Annotated in this window: 12 protein-coding genes; 8 read left to right on the top strand and 4 right to left on the bottom strand. The window is 74.4% G+C overall.

The annotated features are described in order from the left end of the window. Positions 1 to 13: 13 nt before the first annotated feature. Positions 14 to 1204: an ROK family protein gene (locus AB2L28_RS00970; RefSeq protein WP_370716853.1), complete on the top strand. Its 1191-nt coding sequence runs from the start codon at positions 14 to 16 to the stop codon at positions 1202 to 1204. Positions 1205 to 1209: 5 nt separating this feature from the next. Here the strand turns inward: AB2L28_RS00970 and panB are convergent, their stop codons facing one another. Both panB and AB2L28_RS00960 read right to left on the bottom strand, forming a co-directional pair. Beyond that, positions 1210 to 2031 (bottom strand): 3-methyl-2-oxobutanoate hydroxymethyltransferase, encoded by an 822-nt coding sequence (panB, locus tag AB2L28_RS00965; protein WP_370716852.1) that lies wholly within the window; start codon positions 2029 to 2031, stop codon positions 1210 to 1212. Position 2032: 1 nt separating this feature from the next. After that, on the bottom strand, positions 2033 to 3802 hold the full coding sequence (locus AB2L28_RS00960) for an NAD+ synthase (protein WP_370716851.1): 1770 nt from the start codon (positions 3800 to 3802) through the stop codon (positions 2033 to 2035). A gap of 294 nt (positions 3803 to 4096) precedes the next feature. Between AB2L28_RS00960 and AB2L28_RS00955 the strand changes: the two genes are divergently transcribed. The 3 genes from AB2L28_RS00955 (at position 4097) to AB2L28_RS00945 (ending at position 9802) form a co-directional block, all read left to right on the top strand. Further along, positions 4097 to 5050 carry a hypothetical protein gene (locus tag AB2L28_RS00955; protein ID WP_370716850.1) on the top strand — a complete coding sequence of 318 codons (954 nt, stop codon included), beginning with the start codon at positions 4097 to 4099 and terminating at the stop codon, positions 5048 to 5050. 232 nt (positions 5051 to 5282) lie between these two features. Next, positions 5283 to 6626 carry a glutamine synthetase family protein gene (locus AB2L28_RS00950; RefSeq protein ID WP_370716849.1) on the top strand — a complete coding sequence of 448 codons (1344 nt, stop codon included), beginning with the start codon at positions 5283 to 5285 and terminating at the stop codon, positions 6624 to 6626. Positions 6627 to 6658: 32 nt separating this feature from the next. Continuing rightward, entirely contained in the window at positions 6659 to 9802 is a 3144-nt protein-coding gene (locus AB2L28_RS00945; RefSeq protein ID WP_370716848.1) for a bifunctional [glutamine synthetase] adenylyltransferase/[glutamine synthetase]-adenylyl-L-tyrosine phosphorylase, read from the top strand. A 13-nt stretch (positions 9803 to 9815) separates the two neighbouring features. Here AB2L28_RS00945 and fgd read toward each other — a convergent pair whose 3' ends face one another. After that, the gene (gene fgd, locus AB2L28_RS00940) at positions 9816 to 10832 is read right to left on the bottom strand and encodes a glucose-6-phosphate dehydrogenase (coenzyme-F420) (RefSeq protein WP_370716847.1); all 1017 of its coding nucleotides are present in this window, start codon (positions 10830 to 10832) and stop codon (positions 9816 to 9818) included. Between the two features lie 204 nt (positions 10833 to 11036). Between fgd and AB2L28_RS00935 the strand changes: the two genes are divergently transcribed. From AB2L28_RS00935 to AB2L28_RS00925, 3 genes are all read left to right on the top strand, one after another. Next, a complete protein-coding gene (locus AB2L28_RS00935) occupies positions 11037 to 11423 on the top strand; it encodes a PLD nuclease N-terminal domain-containing protein (protein ID WP_370716846.1) in 387 nt (128 codons plus the stop codon). 72 nt (positions 11424 to 11495) lie between these two features. Continuing rightward, positions 11496 to 12506 carry an acetamidase/formamidase family protein gene (locus AB2L28_RS00930; protein WP_370716845.1) on the top strand — a complete coding sequence of 337 codons (1011 nt, stop codon included), beginning with the start codon at positions 11496 to 11498 and terminating at the stop codon, positions 12504 to 12506. A 35-nt stretch (positions 12507 to 12541) separates the two neighbouring features. Next, entirely contained in the window at positions 12542 to 13300 is a 759-nt protein-coding gene (locus AB2L28_RS00925; RefSeq protein WP_370716844.1) for an SDR family NAD(P)-dependent oxidoreductase, read from the top strand. On the opposite strand, the gene AB2L28_RS00920 is transcribed toward AB2L28_RS00925, so the two are convergent. Then, positions 13297 to 14118 (bottom strand): NADase-type glycan-binding domain-containing protein, encoded by an 822-nt coding sequence (locus AB2L28_RS00920; RefSeq protein WP_370716843.1) that lies wholly within the window; start codon positions 14116 to 14118, stop codon positions 13297 to 13299. The two genes, AB2L28_RS00925 and AB2L28_RS00920, sit on opposite strands and share 4 nt — an antisense overlap. Positions 14119 to 14593: 475 nt before the next feature. Here AB2L28_RS00920 and AB2L28_RS00915 point away from each other — a divergent pair, with 475 nt between their 5' ends. Next, positions 14594 to 15244, top strand: a complete 651-nt coding sequence (locus AB2L28_RS00915; RefSeq protein WP_370716842.1) for a hypothetical protein — start codon at positions 14594 to 14596, stop codon at positions 15242 to 15244. Positions 15245 to 15348: the final 104 nt, after the last annotated feature.

Below are 15348 nucleotides of genomic sequence, written 5' to 3'. Positions count from 1 at the left end.
GGAGGGTCAAGGGGTGACGCAGGGATCTTCGGCGACCCCCTCCGTGACCCGCCGGTTGCGGGACGACAACGCCCTCGCCGTGCTGCACCACGTCTGGGACCTGTCCGGCGACCCACGGGACGAGGGCGTCACGGGCACCGACCTCATGGCCGCGACGGGCCTGTCGCGGGCGACGGTGCACGACGTCTGCGGTGAGCTCATCGACCGCGGCTGGTTGCGGGAGCTGGCGAACGGCCGCGGCGCACAGGGCCACGTCAAGGGCCGCCCCGCGCGCCGCTACGGCTTCGACGCCCTCGCCGGGACCGTCGTCGGCGTGGACGCCGGGCAGCACCGCATCGCCGCGCGCGTCGCGGACCTGCGTGGACGGACCCTCGCCGACGTCTCCGCGGTGGTCGACCACGACCCCGTCCGCACACCCGTGGCCGACCGCGTCGCCGACGTCGTGCGGACCGTGGAGGCGGTGTGGGAACGCGCCGGGAGCCCGCGGGTGCTCGGGGTCACCGTGGGGGTGCCCGCGCCGGTCGGCCCGTCCGGGACCACCGAGTTCAGCGGGAACCCCTACTGGGAGTTCGTGAACCCCGACCTCGCCGGCGCCCTCGCCCGCCGCCGGGGCTGGCGGGTGCTGGCCGACAACGACGCCAACCTCGCGGCGCTGGCCGAGGGCTGGCGCGGCAGCGGGCGCGGGGTGCGCCACCAGGTGACGCTGCTGGCCGGGGAGCGCATCGGTGCCGGTGTCGTCGAGGACGGCCGGCTGCTGCGCGGGGCCCGCGGCGGGGTCGGGGAGATGCGTTACCTCGACCTCGTCGAGGGGGTCGGGTCCCCGGACGGCCTCGGGAAGGTGCTGCGAGACCTCGTGCGCGCCGCCGGCGGGAGCGGCGCGGCCGAGGACGTGGTCGCCGCGGCCGACGCGGGGCAGGAGCTCGCCGGGACGTTGCTGGAGACCGCCGCCGACCGCCTCACCCGCGTCGTCGTGACGCTCGTCAGCGTGTTCGACCCCGACCGGGTCGTCGTCGCCGGTGGGGTGGCCGGGGCCGCCGGGCTCGTCGACCGCGTCGACGCGGGGTTGCCCCGGTTCCTGGACCCGCCGCACCCGCCCGTCGTCGCCTCGACGCTGGGCCGGGACGTCGTCGTGCTCGGCGCGCTGCGGCGGGCGCTGGAGGAGGTGCGGGCCGACGCGCTGGCCCTGTCACCCGGGCGCGGGTGAGGTCCTCAGAACGAGTGCTCGTCCGCCGGGAACGAGCCGTCGCGGACCTCGGCGGCGTACGTGCGGGCGGCGTCCGACAAGGTGGCGCGGACGTCGGCGAACTTCTTCACGAACCGGCCCGTGCGCTCGGACAGGCCCGCGAAGTCCTGCCACACGAGGACCTGCGCGTCGCACCCGGCGCCCGCACCGATGCCCACGGTGGGGATCGCCAGCGTCGACGTCACCCGCTGCGCGACGTCGGCGGGCACCATCTCCAGCACGACGGCGAACGCGCCCGCCTCGGCGACGGCCTGCGCGTCCGCGAGCACCTGCGCCGCAGCGTCCCCGCGCCCCTGGACGCGGTAACCGCCCAGGGCGTGCTCGGCCTGCGGGGTGAACCCGACGTGGCCCATGACGGGGATCCCGGCCGCCACGACGGCCCGGATCCGGGAGGCCCGCACGAGGCCGCCCTCGAGCTTCACGGCGTGCGCGCCCCCCTCCTTCATGAGCCGCACCGCGGAGTGCACGGCCTGCTCGTCGGAGGCCTCGTAGGACCCGAACACCAGGTCGGCGACGACGAGCGCGTGCGGCGCCCCGGCGACGACGGCCCGGACCAGCGGCACCATGTCCTCGAGGGTGACCGGGACCGTCGTCGGCATCCCGTAGACGGTGTTCGCGGCCGAGTCCCCGACGAGCAGCGCGGGGATGCCCGCCTCGTCGAACACGGCCGCCGTCATCGCGTCGTAGCTGGTGAGCATCGCCCACCGCTCGCCCGCGTCCTTCCACTGCTGCAGGTGGTGGACGCGGGTGCGCCGCCTGGGCGTGGGCTCTTCGGTCGCGTACGCCACCTCAGCCCTCCGTCACCGGCGCGTCGGTCTTCACGTCGACCGGCGGCGTGAGGGAGTCCGAGGCCTGCGGTTCGCGCCAGCGGTTCGTGATGGGCAGGCGGCGGTCCCGGCCGAACGCCTTGAAGGAGATCTTCGGCCCCGGCGCGAACTGCCGGCGCTTCCACTCCGCGCGGTCGACGAGGGTCAGGACGGAGTCGACGAGGGTGCCGTCGAAACCGGCCGCCAGCATGTCCGCGCGGCCGCGGTCGCCCTCGACGTAGTCCTCCAGGATCGCGTCGAGCACCTCGTACGGCGGCAGGGAGTCCTGGTCGGTCTGGTCCGGGCGCAGCTCGGCCGAGGGGGGTTTGCTGATGGTGTTCTCCGGGATCGGCGGCTGCTCCCCGCGCCGCACGGCCTCGGCGTTGCGCCAGCGGGACAGCTCCCACACGAGCGTCTTCGGCACGTCCTTCAGCGGCGCGTACCCGCCGACCGAGTCGCCGTACAACGTCGAGTACCCGACCGCGAGCTCGCTCTTGTTGCTCGTCGCGAGGGTGAGGTGCCCCTCCTGGTTGGCCAGGCCCATGATCGTCGTCCCGCGCACCCGGGCCTGCAGGTTCTCCTCCGCGACGCCGTGCAGCGGGACGGTGGCGAGGAAGGCGTCGACCACCGGGGCGATGGCGTACTGCCGGTACTCGAAACCGCAGCGGTTCGCCAGGTCCTCGGCGTCGTCCCGGGAGTGCTGGCTGGAGTACCCCGAGGGCAGGGAGATGCCGACGACGTTCTCGGCGCCGATCGCGTCGCAGGCCAGGCTCGCGACCAGCGCGGAGTCGATGCCGCCGGAGACGGCGACGACCACGGAGCGGAACCCGTTCTTGCGCACGTAGTCCCGCAGACCCAGCACGATGGCGGCGTGGACGTCGGCCACGTCGGGCAGGGGGTCGTGGACCTCGCTGACGCGGGGGGTGAACGCCGGCACGGGTGCCTCGCCGAGGGTGATCCGCTGCACGCCCTCCTCCCAGCCGGGAGTTCGCGCGGCGGGCAGGTCGAGGTCGGTGACGACGAGGGCCTCGCGGAACTGCGGCCCGCGGGACAGGACCGTCCCGTCCTGGCCGACGACGAGGGAGTCACCGTCGAAGACGAGTTCGTCCTGCCCGCCGACGGCGTTGACGTAGGCGATCGGGCAGCCGGCCTCCGCGGCGCGGCGGGCGACGAGCTCGAGGCGGACGTCGTCCTTGTTGCGCTCGTAGGGGGAACCGTTGATGACCGCGAGCAGCCCGGCCCCGGCCTCGTCGGCCGTCTGGACCGGCCCACCGTCCTGCCACAGGTCCTCGCAGATCGCGACGGCCACGTCGACCCCGCGAACCCGCGCCACGAGCAGGTCCTCGCCCGGGGTGAAGATGCGGTACTCGTCGAAGACGCCGTAGTTCGGCAGGTGGTGCTTGGCGTACCGCCCCACGACCCGGCCCCCGTGCAGCACCGCCGCGCAGTTCTGCGGGCGCCCCACGCCCTCGTGCTGGTCGACGTACCCCACGACGACCGTGACGTCGCCGTTGCCGTCGTCCGCGACCTCCGCCGCGAGCCGCCCCACCGCCTGCCGCGAGGCCGCCACGAACGACCGGCGCAGCGCCAGGTCCTCCACCGGGTACCCCGTCACCGCGGTCTCGGGGAACAGCACCAGGTGCGCCCCGTCGGCCGCCGCCCTCGCCGTCCACTCCCGGATCGCCGCGACGTTCCCGTCGAGGTCGCCGACGGTCGTGTCGATCTGGGCCATGGCCACGCGCAGCTGGGGCATGGGGTCAGCGTAGTGAGCGGTGGTGGGGGTGGGCGGGGCGGTGCGGGTCCCGCCGGCCGTCCGGGGGGACACCCATTGGGACACCCATCGGTGTCACCACGCCCGCGAGGCGTGGAGTGAGCTGTGGGTGTCCCGTCGACGTCGCCAGGACGACCGCCAGGGGACACCCACCGGGTCTCTCACGCCGCGGCCGCGGGGGCTCGCTGTCCACATCCTTGGACCGGTCGGCCGGCGTCGTCCACAGGTCCGCCGTGGGCGTGGCGCCGCCTGCGGGTCTGCGTCGAGGCTCGCTCCATGCCGAACCTGCCCGAGCACCTCCTCGCGACCGCCCGTGAGCAGCAGAACCTGCTGACCCGGGCGCAGCTGTACGGCGCGGGGGTGAGCAGCGCGCAGATCCGCTGGGCGCTCGGCCGGGACTGGCGCGGCGTGCACCCGGACGTGTTCCTCCTGGCAACCGGCCGGATCGACCCGGCGCAACGTCTCGTGGCCGCAGCCCTCTTCGCGGGCGACGGCGCGCAGATCGGGTCGACCACCGCGGCTCGGTACTTCGGCCTCACGTCCGTGCCGGACGACGGGGTGGCGCGCTTGTTCGTGCCGTGGGGTGCGAAGTCGCGCGAACGCCCGGGCGTCTCGGTGCGCCGCACGCGACGTCCCGACCCGCGGCCCTGGTCGCGGGGACCGCTCTCCTTCACCCCGCCCGCCCGCACCGTGGTGGACGCGGCCCGGCAGCTGCGCGGGGACGCGGTGCGCGCGGTGGTCTTCGAGGCGGTGCAGCGACGGATGGTGACGGTGGAGCAGCTGGCCGCCGAGGTCGAGGCGGGCGCCATCCGCGGCAGCGCGGCCGTGCGGGCCGCGGTCCTGGAGGTGTCCGGCGGTGCGTGGTCGCTGCCCGAGAGCGAGTTCGCCGACTGCCTCGCCCGCAGTCGAGTCCTGCCCGAGGTGCTGCTCAACCCCGTCCTGACGACCCTCGACGGCCTGGTGCTTCCCAGTCCCGACGGCTACGTCGAGGAGGTCGGCCTCGCCTTGCAGGTGCACTCGCGCCGGCACCACCTGCTGGAGGACGACTGGGAGTCCACGCTTCGGACGGACACCGCGCTGGGCGCCGTGGGCGTGCCGCTCATGGCCTTCTCCCCGCGGACGCTGCGCACCCGCTCGGCGCGGGTCCTGGCTGCCGTCGAGCGTGCGTACCTGGGCCTGCGCGGGCGACCGCGACCGCCTGTCGTCGCCCGGGCGCGACAGCTCGTGTGAGAGGGCGTGGAGTGAGGTGTGGGTGTCCGCTGCCGGTCGTCCCGGCGACGTCGCCGGAACACCCACACCTCCTCCCACAGCTACCAGCCGTGGTGACACCGATGGGTGCCCCCGTGGGTGTCCCGTCCGCGCGTGGAGCCGGGCGGGGGTGGGGGCGGGCCGGGGCGGAGATGCGCGATGATGACCGGGATGGCCGCCGGGCCCGGCGGACGGATCGACGGGAAGGGTGGACATGGACCGCCAGCAGGAGTTCGTGCTGCGGACGCTGGAGGAGCGGGACATCCGCTTCGTCCGGCTCTGGTTCACCGACGTCATCGGGACGTTGAAGTCGGTGGCGATCGCCCCGGCCGAGCTCGAGGGGGCCTTCGGGGAGGGCATCGGGTTCGACGGGTCCGCCATCGAGGGCCTGTCCCGCGTGTCGGAGTCGGACATGCTGCTCAAGCCCGAGCCGTCGACGTTCCAGGTGCTGCCGTGGCGCACCACCGACGAGCACCAGGGCACCGCGCGCATCTTCTGCGACATCCTCACCCCGGACGGGCAGCCCGCGCGGTCGGACCCGCGGTTCGTCCTCAAGCGCGCCCTCGACAAGGCCGCGCAGGCGGGCTACACGTTCTACACGCACCCCGAGATCGAGTTCTACCTGTTCAAGGGCCCGCTGGAACGGGGCGCGACACCCGAGCCGGTCGACTACGTCGGCTACTTCGACAACCACCCGGGCAGCACCACGACGGACTTCCGCCGCACGGCCATCTCCACGCTGGAGAGCATGGGCATCTCGGTGGAGTTCAGCCACCACGAGGGCGGGCCGGGGCAGAACGAGATCGACCTGCGCTACGCCGACGCGCTGACGACCGCGGACAACGTCATGACGTTCCGCACGGTGCTCAAGGAGGTCGCGCGCGACCAGGGCGTCTACGCCAGCTTCATGCCCAAACCCCTGGCGGGGGAGCCGGGGTCGGGCATGCACACCCACCTCTCGCTCTTCGACGGGGACGCGAACGCGTTCTACGAGGCGGGCGCGGAGTACCAGCTGTCCCGCACCGGACGGCAGTTCATCGCCGGGATCCTGCGGCACGCCGCGGAGATCACCGCCGTGACCAACCAGTTCGTGAACTCCTACAAGCGGCTGTGGGCCGGCGGCGAGGCACCCAGCTACATCTGCTGGGGCCACAACAACCGCTCCGCGCTCGTCCGCGTGCCGATGTACAAGCCGTCCAAGGGCCAGTCGGTGCGCATCGAGTACCGCGCGCTGGACTCCGCGGCCAACCCGTACCTCGCGTTCGCGCTGCTGCTGTCCGCCGGGCTCAAGGGCATCGAGGAGGGCTACGACCTGCCCGACGGCGCCGAGGACGACGTCTGGTCGCTCACCGACGCCGAACGCCGCTCGATGGGCATCGAACCGCTGCCGCAGAGCCTGGAGCACGCCACGGCCGTCATGGAGAAGTCCGAACTCGTCGCCGAGACCCTCGGCGAGGGCGTGTTCGACTACTTCCTGCGCAACAAGCGCCAGGAGTGGGCGGACTACCGCTCCCAGGTGACGCCGTTCGAGCTCCAGCGGTACCTGCCGCTGCTGTGACGGGCACGGACGGGCGGGGACGCGGGGTCGCGGTGGCTGCGAGCACGCAGGGGCGGCGGGCCAGCGCGAACGCCCAGCTCGTCCGCGCCGGGTTCGCCGACCCGGACCGGTCGCTGAAGCTGCTGCGCGACCCCGCCCTGCACGGGGTGGTCCGGGCCGAGGGGGACGGCGCGTTCGCCGACGGCACCGCCGACCTCGTCCGGGCCCTGGGACGCACCGGCGACCCCGACCAGGCCCTGCTCGGTCTCGTCCGCTGGGCCGAGTCGCTCACCGCCGGCGTGGACCGCGAGTCCGCACCGGGTGAGGTCGAGGGCGTCGCCGCCGCGTTGAACCTGCTGCGCGGTCAGGACGTCCCGGAGACCGCCGGGACCCTGGCCCGGCTGCTCGGCGTCCTCGGCGGGTCGATGGCGCTGGCCGACCACCTCGTGCGCCACCCGCGGCACTGGACCGTCCTGGTCTCGGCCGTCCCGCCGGACCCGGACCAGCTGCGTGCCGAGCTGCTGAGCGCCGTCGGCGCCGAGCCCGGCGCCACCGACCCCGTCGCCACGGCGGGCCGCTCCGGTCGCACCCCGGTCGACGCGCTGCGCGTCGCCTACCGCCGCCGCCTGGTGGGTCTGGCCGGCCGCGACCTCGCCGCCGCCGACCCGCTCGCGGTGCTGCACCTGACCTCCGCCGAGCTCGCCGACCTCGCCGCCGCCGCGCTCGAGGCCGCGCTGGCGATCGCCCGCTCCGAGCTGCCCGACCACGACCCCGGGACCGGTCCGGGGTCCTGGCGCGCGTGCCGGCTCGCGGTCATCGGGATGGGCAAGACGGGCGGGCGGGAGCTGAACTACCTGTCCGACGTCGACGTCGTCTACGTCGCCGAACCCGCCGACCGGGCGGCCGAGGACGACGCCCTGGCCGTCGGTGCGAAGCTGGCCGGTGCGCTGCAACGCATCTGCTCGACCCCGACGGGCGAGGGCGCCCTGTGGGAGGTCGACGCGGCGCTGCGCCCGGAGGGCAAGGCGGGCCCGCTGGTGCGGACCCTCGACAGCCACCTGGAGTACTACCGCCGCTGGGCCAGGACGTGGGAGTTCCAGGCGCTGCTCAAGGCCCGGCCCGTCGCGGGCGACCCGCGGCTGGGCTGGGACTACCTCACCTCGATCGCCCCGATGGTGTGGGAGGCCAGCGCCCGGGAGGGGTTCGTCGGCGAGGTCCAGGCCATGCGCCGGCGCGTGGAGTCCCTCATCCCGTCCAAGGAGGCCGACCGCCAGCTCAAGCTCGGCGTCGGCGGCCTGCGCGACGTCGAGTTCAGCATCCAGCTGCTGCAGATGGTCCACGGCCGCAGCGACGAGCGGCTGCGGCGCAGCGCGAACACCCTCGAGGCGCTGGAGTCGCTCGCGGCGTACGGGTACGTCGGCCGCCACGACGCCGGCGAGCTCGACCGCGACTACCGGTTGCTGCGGTCCCTGGAGCACCGCATCCAGGTCCACCGCATGCGCCGCACCCACGTCGTCCCGACGTCGGAGAACGACCTGCGCCGCCTCGGCCGCTCCCTCGGCCTGCGGCAGGACCCCGTGGTCGCGCTCGACGAGGTGTGGCGGGGCACCCGGCGCGACGTGCGGCGCCTGCACGAGAAGCTGTTCTACCGGCCGCTGCTGACGGCCGTGGCCAAGCTGCCCGCGGCCGACGCGCGCATCGACGCCCAGCTGTCGGCCGAGGCCGCCGCCGAACGGCTCGCCGCCCTCGGCTACCGCGACCCCGCCGGCGCCCTGCGCCACCTCGAAGCCCTCACGAGCGGGGTCAGCCGGCGCGCGAGCATCCAGCGCACCCTGCTGCCGGTCATGCTCGGCTGGTTCGCCGACGGCGCCGACCCCGACGCGGGCCTGCTGGCCTTCCGCCGGGTGTCCGAGGCGCTGGCCGGCACCCAGTGGTACCTGACGATGCTGCGCGACGCGGGGGCCGCCGCCGAACGGCTCGCCTCGGTCCTGTCCGCGGCGCGGATGCCGACGGAACTGCTGATGCGCTCGCCCGAGGCCGTGTCGGTCTTCGCCGACGACGAGCGCCTGGCGCCGGAGGACGTCGCCGAGGTCGTCGCCGACGCCGAGGCCGCCGCCGCCCGCCGCGACGACCTCGCCGCCGCGGTCCTGGCCGCGCGCGGGGTGCGCCGGCGCGAGCAGTTTCGCACCGTCGTGGCCGACCTCGTCGGCGTGCGGGACCTGGCGGGGGTGGGCCGGGCGCTCGCCGACGCCGACCAGGCCGTCCTGCACGTCACGCTGCGCCGCGTCGTCGCCGACGCCGAGCGCCGCAGCGGTGCGCCCCTGCCGACGCGGGTGCTCGTCGTGGGCATGGGCCGTCTGGGGGCGGGGGAGACCGGTTACGGCAGCGACGCCGACGTCCTGTTCGTGCACGACCCGCTGCCCGGCGCCGACGAGACGCAGGCCCAGAGGGCCGCGACGGAGGTCGTGTCCGAACTGCGCCGCCAGCTGAGCGCGGCGGGGTCGGAGCCGGCGCTGGAGGTCGACGCGGACCTGCGCCCGGAGGGTCGCAACGGGCCGCTGGTGCGCTCGCTCGCGAGCTACCGCGCGTACTACGAGCGGTGGTCGCTGTCGTGGGAGGCGCAGGCCCTGCTGCGGGCCCGCCCCGTCGCGGGGGACAGCGTCCTCGGTGAGCGGTTCCTCGCCCTGGTCGACCCGTTGCGCTGGCCCGTGGGCGGGCTGGCCGAGACCGACCTGCGCGAGGTGCGGCGCATCAAGGCCCGCGTGGAGGCCGAGCGGCTGCCGCGCGGGGCCGACCCCGCCCGCCACCTCAAGCTGGGCCGCGGGGCGATCTCGGACGTGGAGTGGACGGCGCAGCTGCTGCAGCTGCAGCACGCCGCCGAGCACGAGGGCCTGCGGTCGCTGTCCACCCCGGGGGTGCTGCACGCCGCGGGCGCGGCGGGGCTGCTCGGCGACGACGACGTCCAGACGCTGCTCGCGGCGTGGGACCTCGCCTCCCGCGCCCGCAACGCCGTCGCGCTGTGGCGGGGCAAGTCCGGGGACTCCCTGCCCACCCAGGCGCGCGACCTCGACGGGGTGGCGCGCATGTTCGGCTTCGACCCCGGCAGCTCGCGCGAGTTCGAGGAGCTGTACCTGCGCACCACCCGACGCTGCCGGGCCGTCGTCGAACGCGTCTTCTACGGCCGCACCGAGGAGTAGGACCGTCCGCCGGTCAGGTTCGCAGCAGCGGCACGACGTCGGCGGTGAACTGCGTGAGGAACCGCGACTGGTCGTGGCCCGGCGCGTGGAAGACGAGGTGGGTGAACCCCGCGTCGACGTACTCCTGCACCGCTCTCGCGACCTGCTCGGGGTCGGAGGAGACGATCCACCGCTTGGCGACCTGCTCGATCGGCAGCTCGTCGGCCAGCCGCGCCATCTCGACCGGGTCGTGGACCTGCGACTTCTGCTCGGCCGACAGCGACAGCGGCGCCCAGAACCGGGTGTTCTCCAGCGCCTTCGCGTGGTCCTCGTCGAAGGACAGCTTGATCTCGATGGTCCGGTCGATCTGCTGCTCGGTGCGCCCGGAGGCCTCCAGACCCTCCCGCAGCGCCGGCAGCAGCGTCTCGGAGTACAGCTCCATGCCCTTGCCCGACGTGCAGATGTACCCGTCCCCGGCACGACCGGCGTACTTGGTCACCCCCGGCCCGCCCGCGGCGACGTAGATCGGGACGGGCTGCTCGGGACGGTCGTAGACGGTCGCGTCGTGCAGGCGGTAGTAGTCGCCCTCGAACGTCACGCGCTCCTGCGACCACAGCTGCTTGATGAGCCGCACCGCCTCGCGCAGACGGGCGAACCGCTCGCGGGTCTCGGGGAAGTCGACGCCGACGGCGGTCTCGTTGAGCGCCTCACCGGTGCCCACGCCCAGGATGGCCCGGCCCGGGGCCAGGACCCCGAGGGTGGCGAAGGCCTGGGCGACGACGGCAGGGTTGTAGCGCAGGGTCGGCGTCAGGACCGACGTGCCGAGCTGGACCCGTGACGTCTTGGCCGCGACCCACGGCAGCCAGGTGAGGGCCGAGGGGGCGTGCCCGTCGACGTGGCGCCACGGCTGGAAGTGGTCGGAGATCCACACCGAGTCCAGGCCCTGCTCCTCGGCCTGCACGGCGAAGTCGGCCAGCTGCGCCGGCGCGAACTGCTCCGCGGACGCCTTGTAACCCAGCTTCAGCGGCTGACCGTGCGTGTCGACGCTCACGACTCCACCTTCCTCGAGGGACCCACGACGGGCTCAGCGCCCAACCTACGTCCACACCCCGCGCCCGGCCGTCCCGGCCCGCCCGGGCCGGACCGGGTACCGGATCCGGCGAAACGGTCCGCCGCGGCCGGGGCCGGACTAGCGTCCGGCGCGCGCCCACCACGCGCTCACCGTCCGAGCACCGCCGAGCCACCGGGGACCCACGTGATCCGCTACCTGCCCGTCGTCCTCGAGCTGGTCCTGCTCGTCTTCTGCCTCCTCGACTGCGTGCAGACCCCCGCCGACCGGGTCCGGAACCTGCCCAAGCTCGCGTGGATCCTGCTCATCGTCGTGCTGCCCGTCGTCGGGGGCGTCGCCTGGCTCGTCGCGGGCCGGCCCGCGCGCGTCCCGCAGCGGCCGGAGGTCTGGTACTCCGCCACGCCGGGGTTCCCCGAGCACGAGCGCCCCACCGGGTGGGCCGGGGCCGAGCGGGGCCGGGTCGACGAGCGGGTCGCGCAGGAGCAGGCCCGCGTCGACGCCGACTTCGACGCCGCCGTGCGCCGGGCCCGGGCGCGGAACCCCGAACCGCCCACCGGTGCTCCGGGCGCCTGAGGGCTTCCCAGCCCGACGGTTCCTGGGGTAGAAGGACGGGACACGCCGTGATCACCGCCCCCGAGGAGCACCGTGCGATCCCTGGACCCCGCCGTCGAGGTCGTCGAGTTCACCCCGACGCCGGAGCAGTACGCGTGGACGTTCGGCGGTGCGGCGCCCGTCGCGCGGGTCCGCCCCGGCACGGCGCTGCGGCTGTGGAGCGACGACGCGTTCTGCGGCCGCCTGCGGTCGGTGACCGACCTGCCGGGCACGGCGTTGCAGATGCCGTTCGTCAACCCGCAGACGGGCCCGTTCCTCGTCGAGGGCGCCGAACCCGGCGACACCCTCGTCCTACACGTCGTCGACTTCGAACCGGCGCGCGACTGGGGCGCCTCGGCGCTCATCCCGTTCTTCGGCGGGCTGACCTCCACCGACCGCACGGCGACGCTGCAACCCCCGTTGCCGGAGCGCACGTGGATCTACCACCTCGACTCCGAGCGCGGCACCGTCGGGCTGGACCTCGGCGACGTACACCTCGACCTGCCGCTGGAACCCATGCTGGGGACCGTCGGCGTGGCACCGGCGGCCGGCGAGGTGCGCTCGGCGCTCGTGCCGGACGTGTTCGGCGGCAACATGGACACCCCGGAACTGCGCGCGGGGACGACGGTGTACCTGCGCGTCAACGTCGAGGGCGCGCTGTTCTCCCTCGGGGACGGGCACTTCCGGCAGGGGGAGGGGGAGTCCTGCGGCACGGCCGTCGAGGGGGCGATGAACTCCCTGGTCCTCGTCGACCTGTTGAAGACCCCCGGTCCGGCCTGGCCGCGGTTGGAGAGCGACACCCACTGGACGGTCGTCGGGTCCGCCCGTCCCCTCGAGGACGCCTGGCGCGCCGGGCAGGTCGACGCCGTGGGCTGGCTCGCCGGGCTCACCGGCCTGGACACCCTGGACGCCTACCAGGTGCTCTCGCAGGTCAGCGAGGTGCCGCTGGCCAACGCCGTCGACGTGAACTACAGCGTGGCGACGAAGGTCCCCAAACGCCTCGTGCCCGCCGCCCGTCCCGCCTACGGCGGGGTCCACGGCCGCTTGCGCGCCCTCGTGCGCTGAACCCCGCCCCGAGAACCCCGACGAGAGGAACCCCCGTGGACCTGCAGCTGGACGGCGCGCGCGTCCTCGTGACCGGGGGGACCCGCGGCATCGGCCGCGCGATCGTCGCGGAGTTCCTCGGCGAGGGGGCCGACGTCGCCACCTGCGCGCGGACGGCCGCCGACGTCGACGCCCTGGTGGCCGGTGCGACGGGACCGGGAACGCTGCGGGGCAGCGTCGTCGACGTCGCCCGGCGCGAGGACGTGACCGCCTGGGTCGAGGAGGTGGCCGCCGAACTCGGCGGGATCGACGTCGTCGTCGCGAACGTCAGCGCCATCGCCGCCGCCGACGACCTGGAGTCCTGGCGGCTCTCGCTCGACGTGGACCTCATGGGCACAGTCGCCCTCGTCGACGCGTCCCTGCCGCACCTGCGGCGCGCCGGCGCGGGCTCGATCGTGACGATCGGCAGCGTCTCGGGCCGTGAGGTCGACGCGTTCGCCGGCCCCTACGGCACCGTCAAGGCCGCCCTCGTCGCCTACACGCAGGGGCTCGCGCACCAGCTCGCGGGCGAGGGGATCCGCGCCAACACCGTCTCGCCGGGGAACACGTACTTCGAGGGCGGCGTCTGGCAGCTCACCGAGCGCAACGACCCCGAGTTCTTCGCCGAGGCCCTCGCGCTGAACCCGACGGGCCGGATGGCCACGCCCGAGGAGGTCGCCCGTCCCGTGGTGTTCCTCGCCAGCCCCGCGGCGAGCTTCGTCACCGGGACGAACCTCGTCGTCGACGGCGCGCTGACCCGCGGCGTCCAGCTCTAGGAGTTCGCGAACCGCACGTCGCTGATGGCCGTGCGGTCGAACCGCCAACCGGCCCCCGGCCGCGTCGTCCGGTCGACCGTCAGGGCCACCTCGCTGACCTCGACGGGCGCGACGGCGGTGGTCTGCACCTCGCGGTCGCCGTCGCGCAGGGTCTGCTGGACGGCCACCGGTCCGCCCTGGGTGCGGAACGTCCACGTGACGGCCGTGATGCGCCTGCCCTGCTCGTAGCGGTCCGCCCCGTCGTGCGGGTCGATCTTCGCGAACCCGTTGACCAGGCCCACCTCGGTGATGCGGACGGTGCCGTCGAAGGTGAAGACGAGGGTGTCGCCGCTCGCGTCGCCCTCGGTCCGCCACGCCGTGGAGGGCCTGCCGTCGAGCACGTGGGAGACCTCGTAGCTCGTCCTGCGGCCACCCGCGTCGGCGCTGTCCGGCGCCGTGCTCGGTGCGCTCGCCCGGGCGGGGACCACGGGACCCGTGGGGAACGTCGGAGTCGGGGTGGAGGTGGGGGCCGCCGGTGTCGCGGTGGCGCTGGGCGCGGTGCTGGGGGAGGGGGACGCCGCCGCGGGGGCCGACGTCCGCACCGAGTCCTCGTCGGACCGGGTGAGGTACCAGATCGCGACCCCCGCGGCGACCACGACGAGCGCTGCGGCACCGGCGACGAGCCGGCCGCCCACCCCTCGCCGTCGTCCCGGTGCGCTCACCGGTGCGGTCACCTCCAGGCGGTCGGCGCCCTCTCGCGGGGTGCCGCACGTCCAGCAGAACCGGTCCGCCTCGCGCATCGCGGCGCGGCAGGTGGAGCAGGTGGTGGTCGTCGGCACGTGGGCCCCCGTCCTCGGGTCGTGTCGCGGAACGGCGACGTCCTGTCACCGGAGGGGCACAACCTACTCCGCGACCGGGTCGAACCGCACCGAGCCCCGGAACGACGGAACCCCCGTCCCAGCGGGGACGGGGGTTCCACGGAACGACGTGCTGAGCGGTCGGCTCAGATGTCGTAGTAGAGCTCGAACTCAACACGGGATCCGCTGAGCTGCAACAACTCTCGACCTGACGCCTTGACCTGCGGAAACGTCGTTGGTCGGCGTTGGGTCGGGTTGGTGGTTTGCGGTCGTCCTGCGGACTTTCTGCGGACTGGACCGGCTACGCCGCCCGGGTGGTGACCTCTTGACCGGACGTCAGCCCAGGGGTCAAGGTCCAGACACGAACTCGTCGCAGACGACGAGCGGGCCCCGCCGGTGGTGGAACACCGACGAGGCCCTTGATCCCACCCCTGAAGCAACAGGAGCGTGACCCGTCATGGATCGTCCCACCCTGCCCACGGCTGAAGCCACCGCCACCCGGGTGGCGCACCCCGTCCCCGCCGAGGTCGTCCCGGCCTGGCACGCCGACGAGCACGGCTCGTCGTGCATCGGGGAGTTCAGCTCCCGGCCCGCGATCGTGGCCGCCACCGGCACCGAGCCCCTGGACCTCGAGCCCGACGGGGCTCGCTTCCCCACCGTCTCTTCCTCGCTGTACCGAGAGAAGGCCGGCCGTCCCGTCGTGCTGGTCCTGGCCTGCAGCGGCACGGCCGGCGAGGCTTTCCTGCGCCTGGAGGAGGCAGAGCACCTGGTGGCTCAACTGCAGGGTCTGCTCGCGGCTGCCGGCGCCTGCGGAGGTGCCTCCACCACGCCGGCACCTTCGACCTCCGTCATGCAGGTCGAGCCGATGGTCACGACGACCACGGAGGCGCCCTACGGGGCGGCGGAGCGGGTCCTGGAGCGCCTGCGGTCCGACGTCGTCCGATGGGCCGCACAAGACCGCCTCGACGCCGGGGTGGCCGCCGACCTGGAGCACTACGTCGCCGAGGTGCAGCGGGTCGTGGAGGACCTGGAGGACCGGATCGACGCGGAAGGTTCCGCCAACTTGGCGGAACCTTCCGCGCAGGTGACCACGAGGACCGCGGGGTGAGGCGCCCGGTTCGTCGTCGCGGATCTGCCCGCCACCTCCGGCACAGCCCTGATCGAGGCTGCGGCGTTCCCGCGGCGGGCTGCGGCAGCGCGCGGTGCCCCGCG

This window comes from Kineococcus mangrovi (assembly GCF_041320705.1).
Classification (GTDB): domain Bacteria; phylum Actinomycetota; class Actinomycetes; order Actinomycetales; family Kineococcaceae; genus Kineococcus; species Kineococcus mangrovi.
Note: the sequence above shows the minus strand (reverse complement) of the source record. Positions and strands in the feature narration are given on the sequence as shown.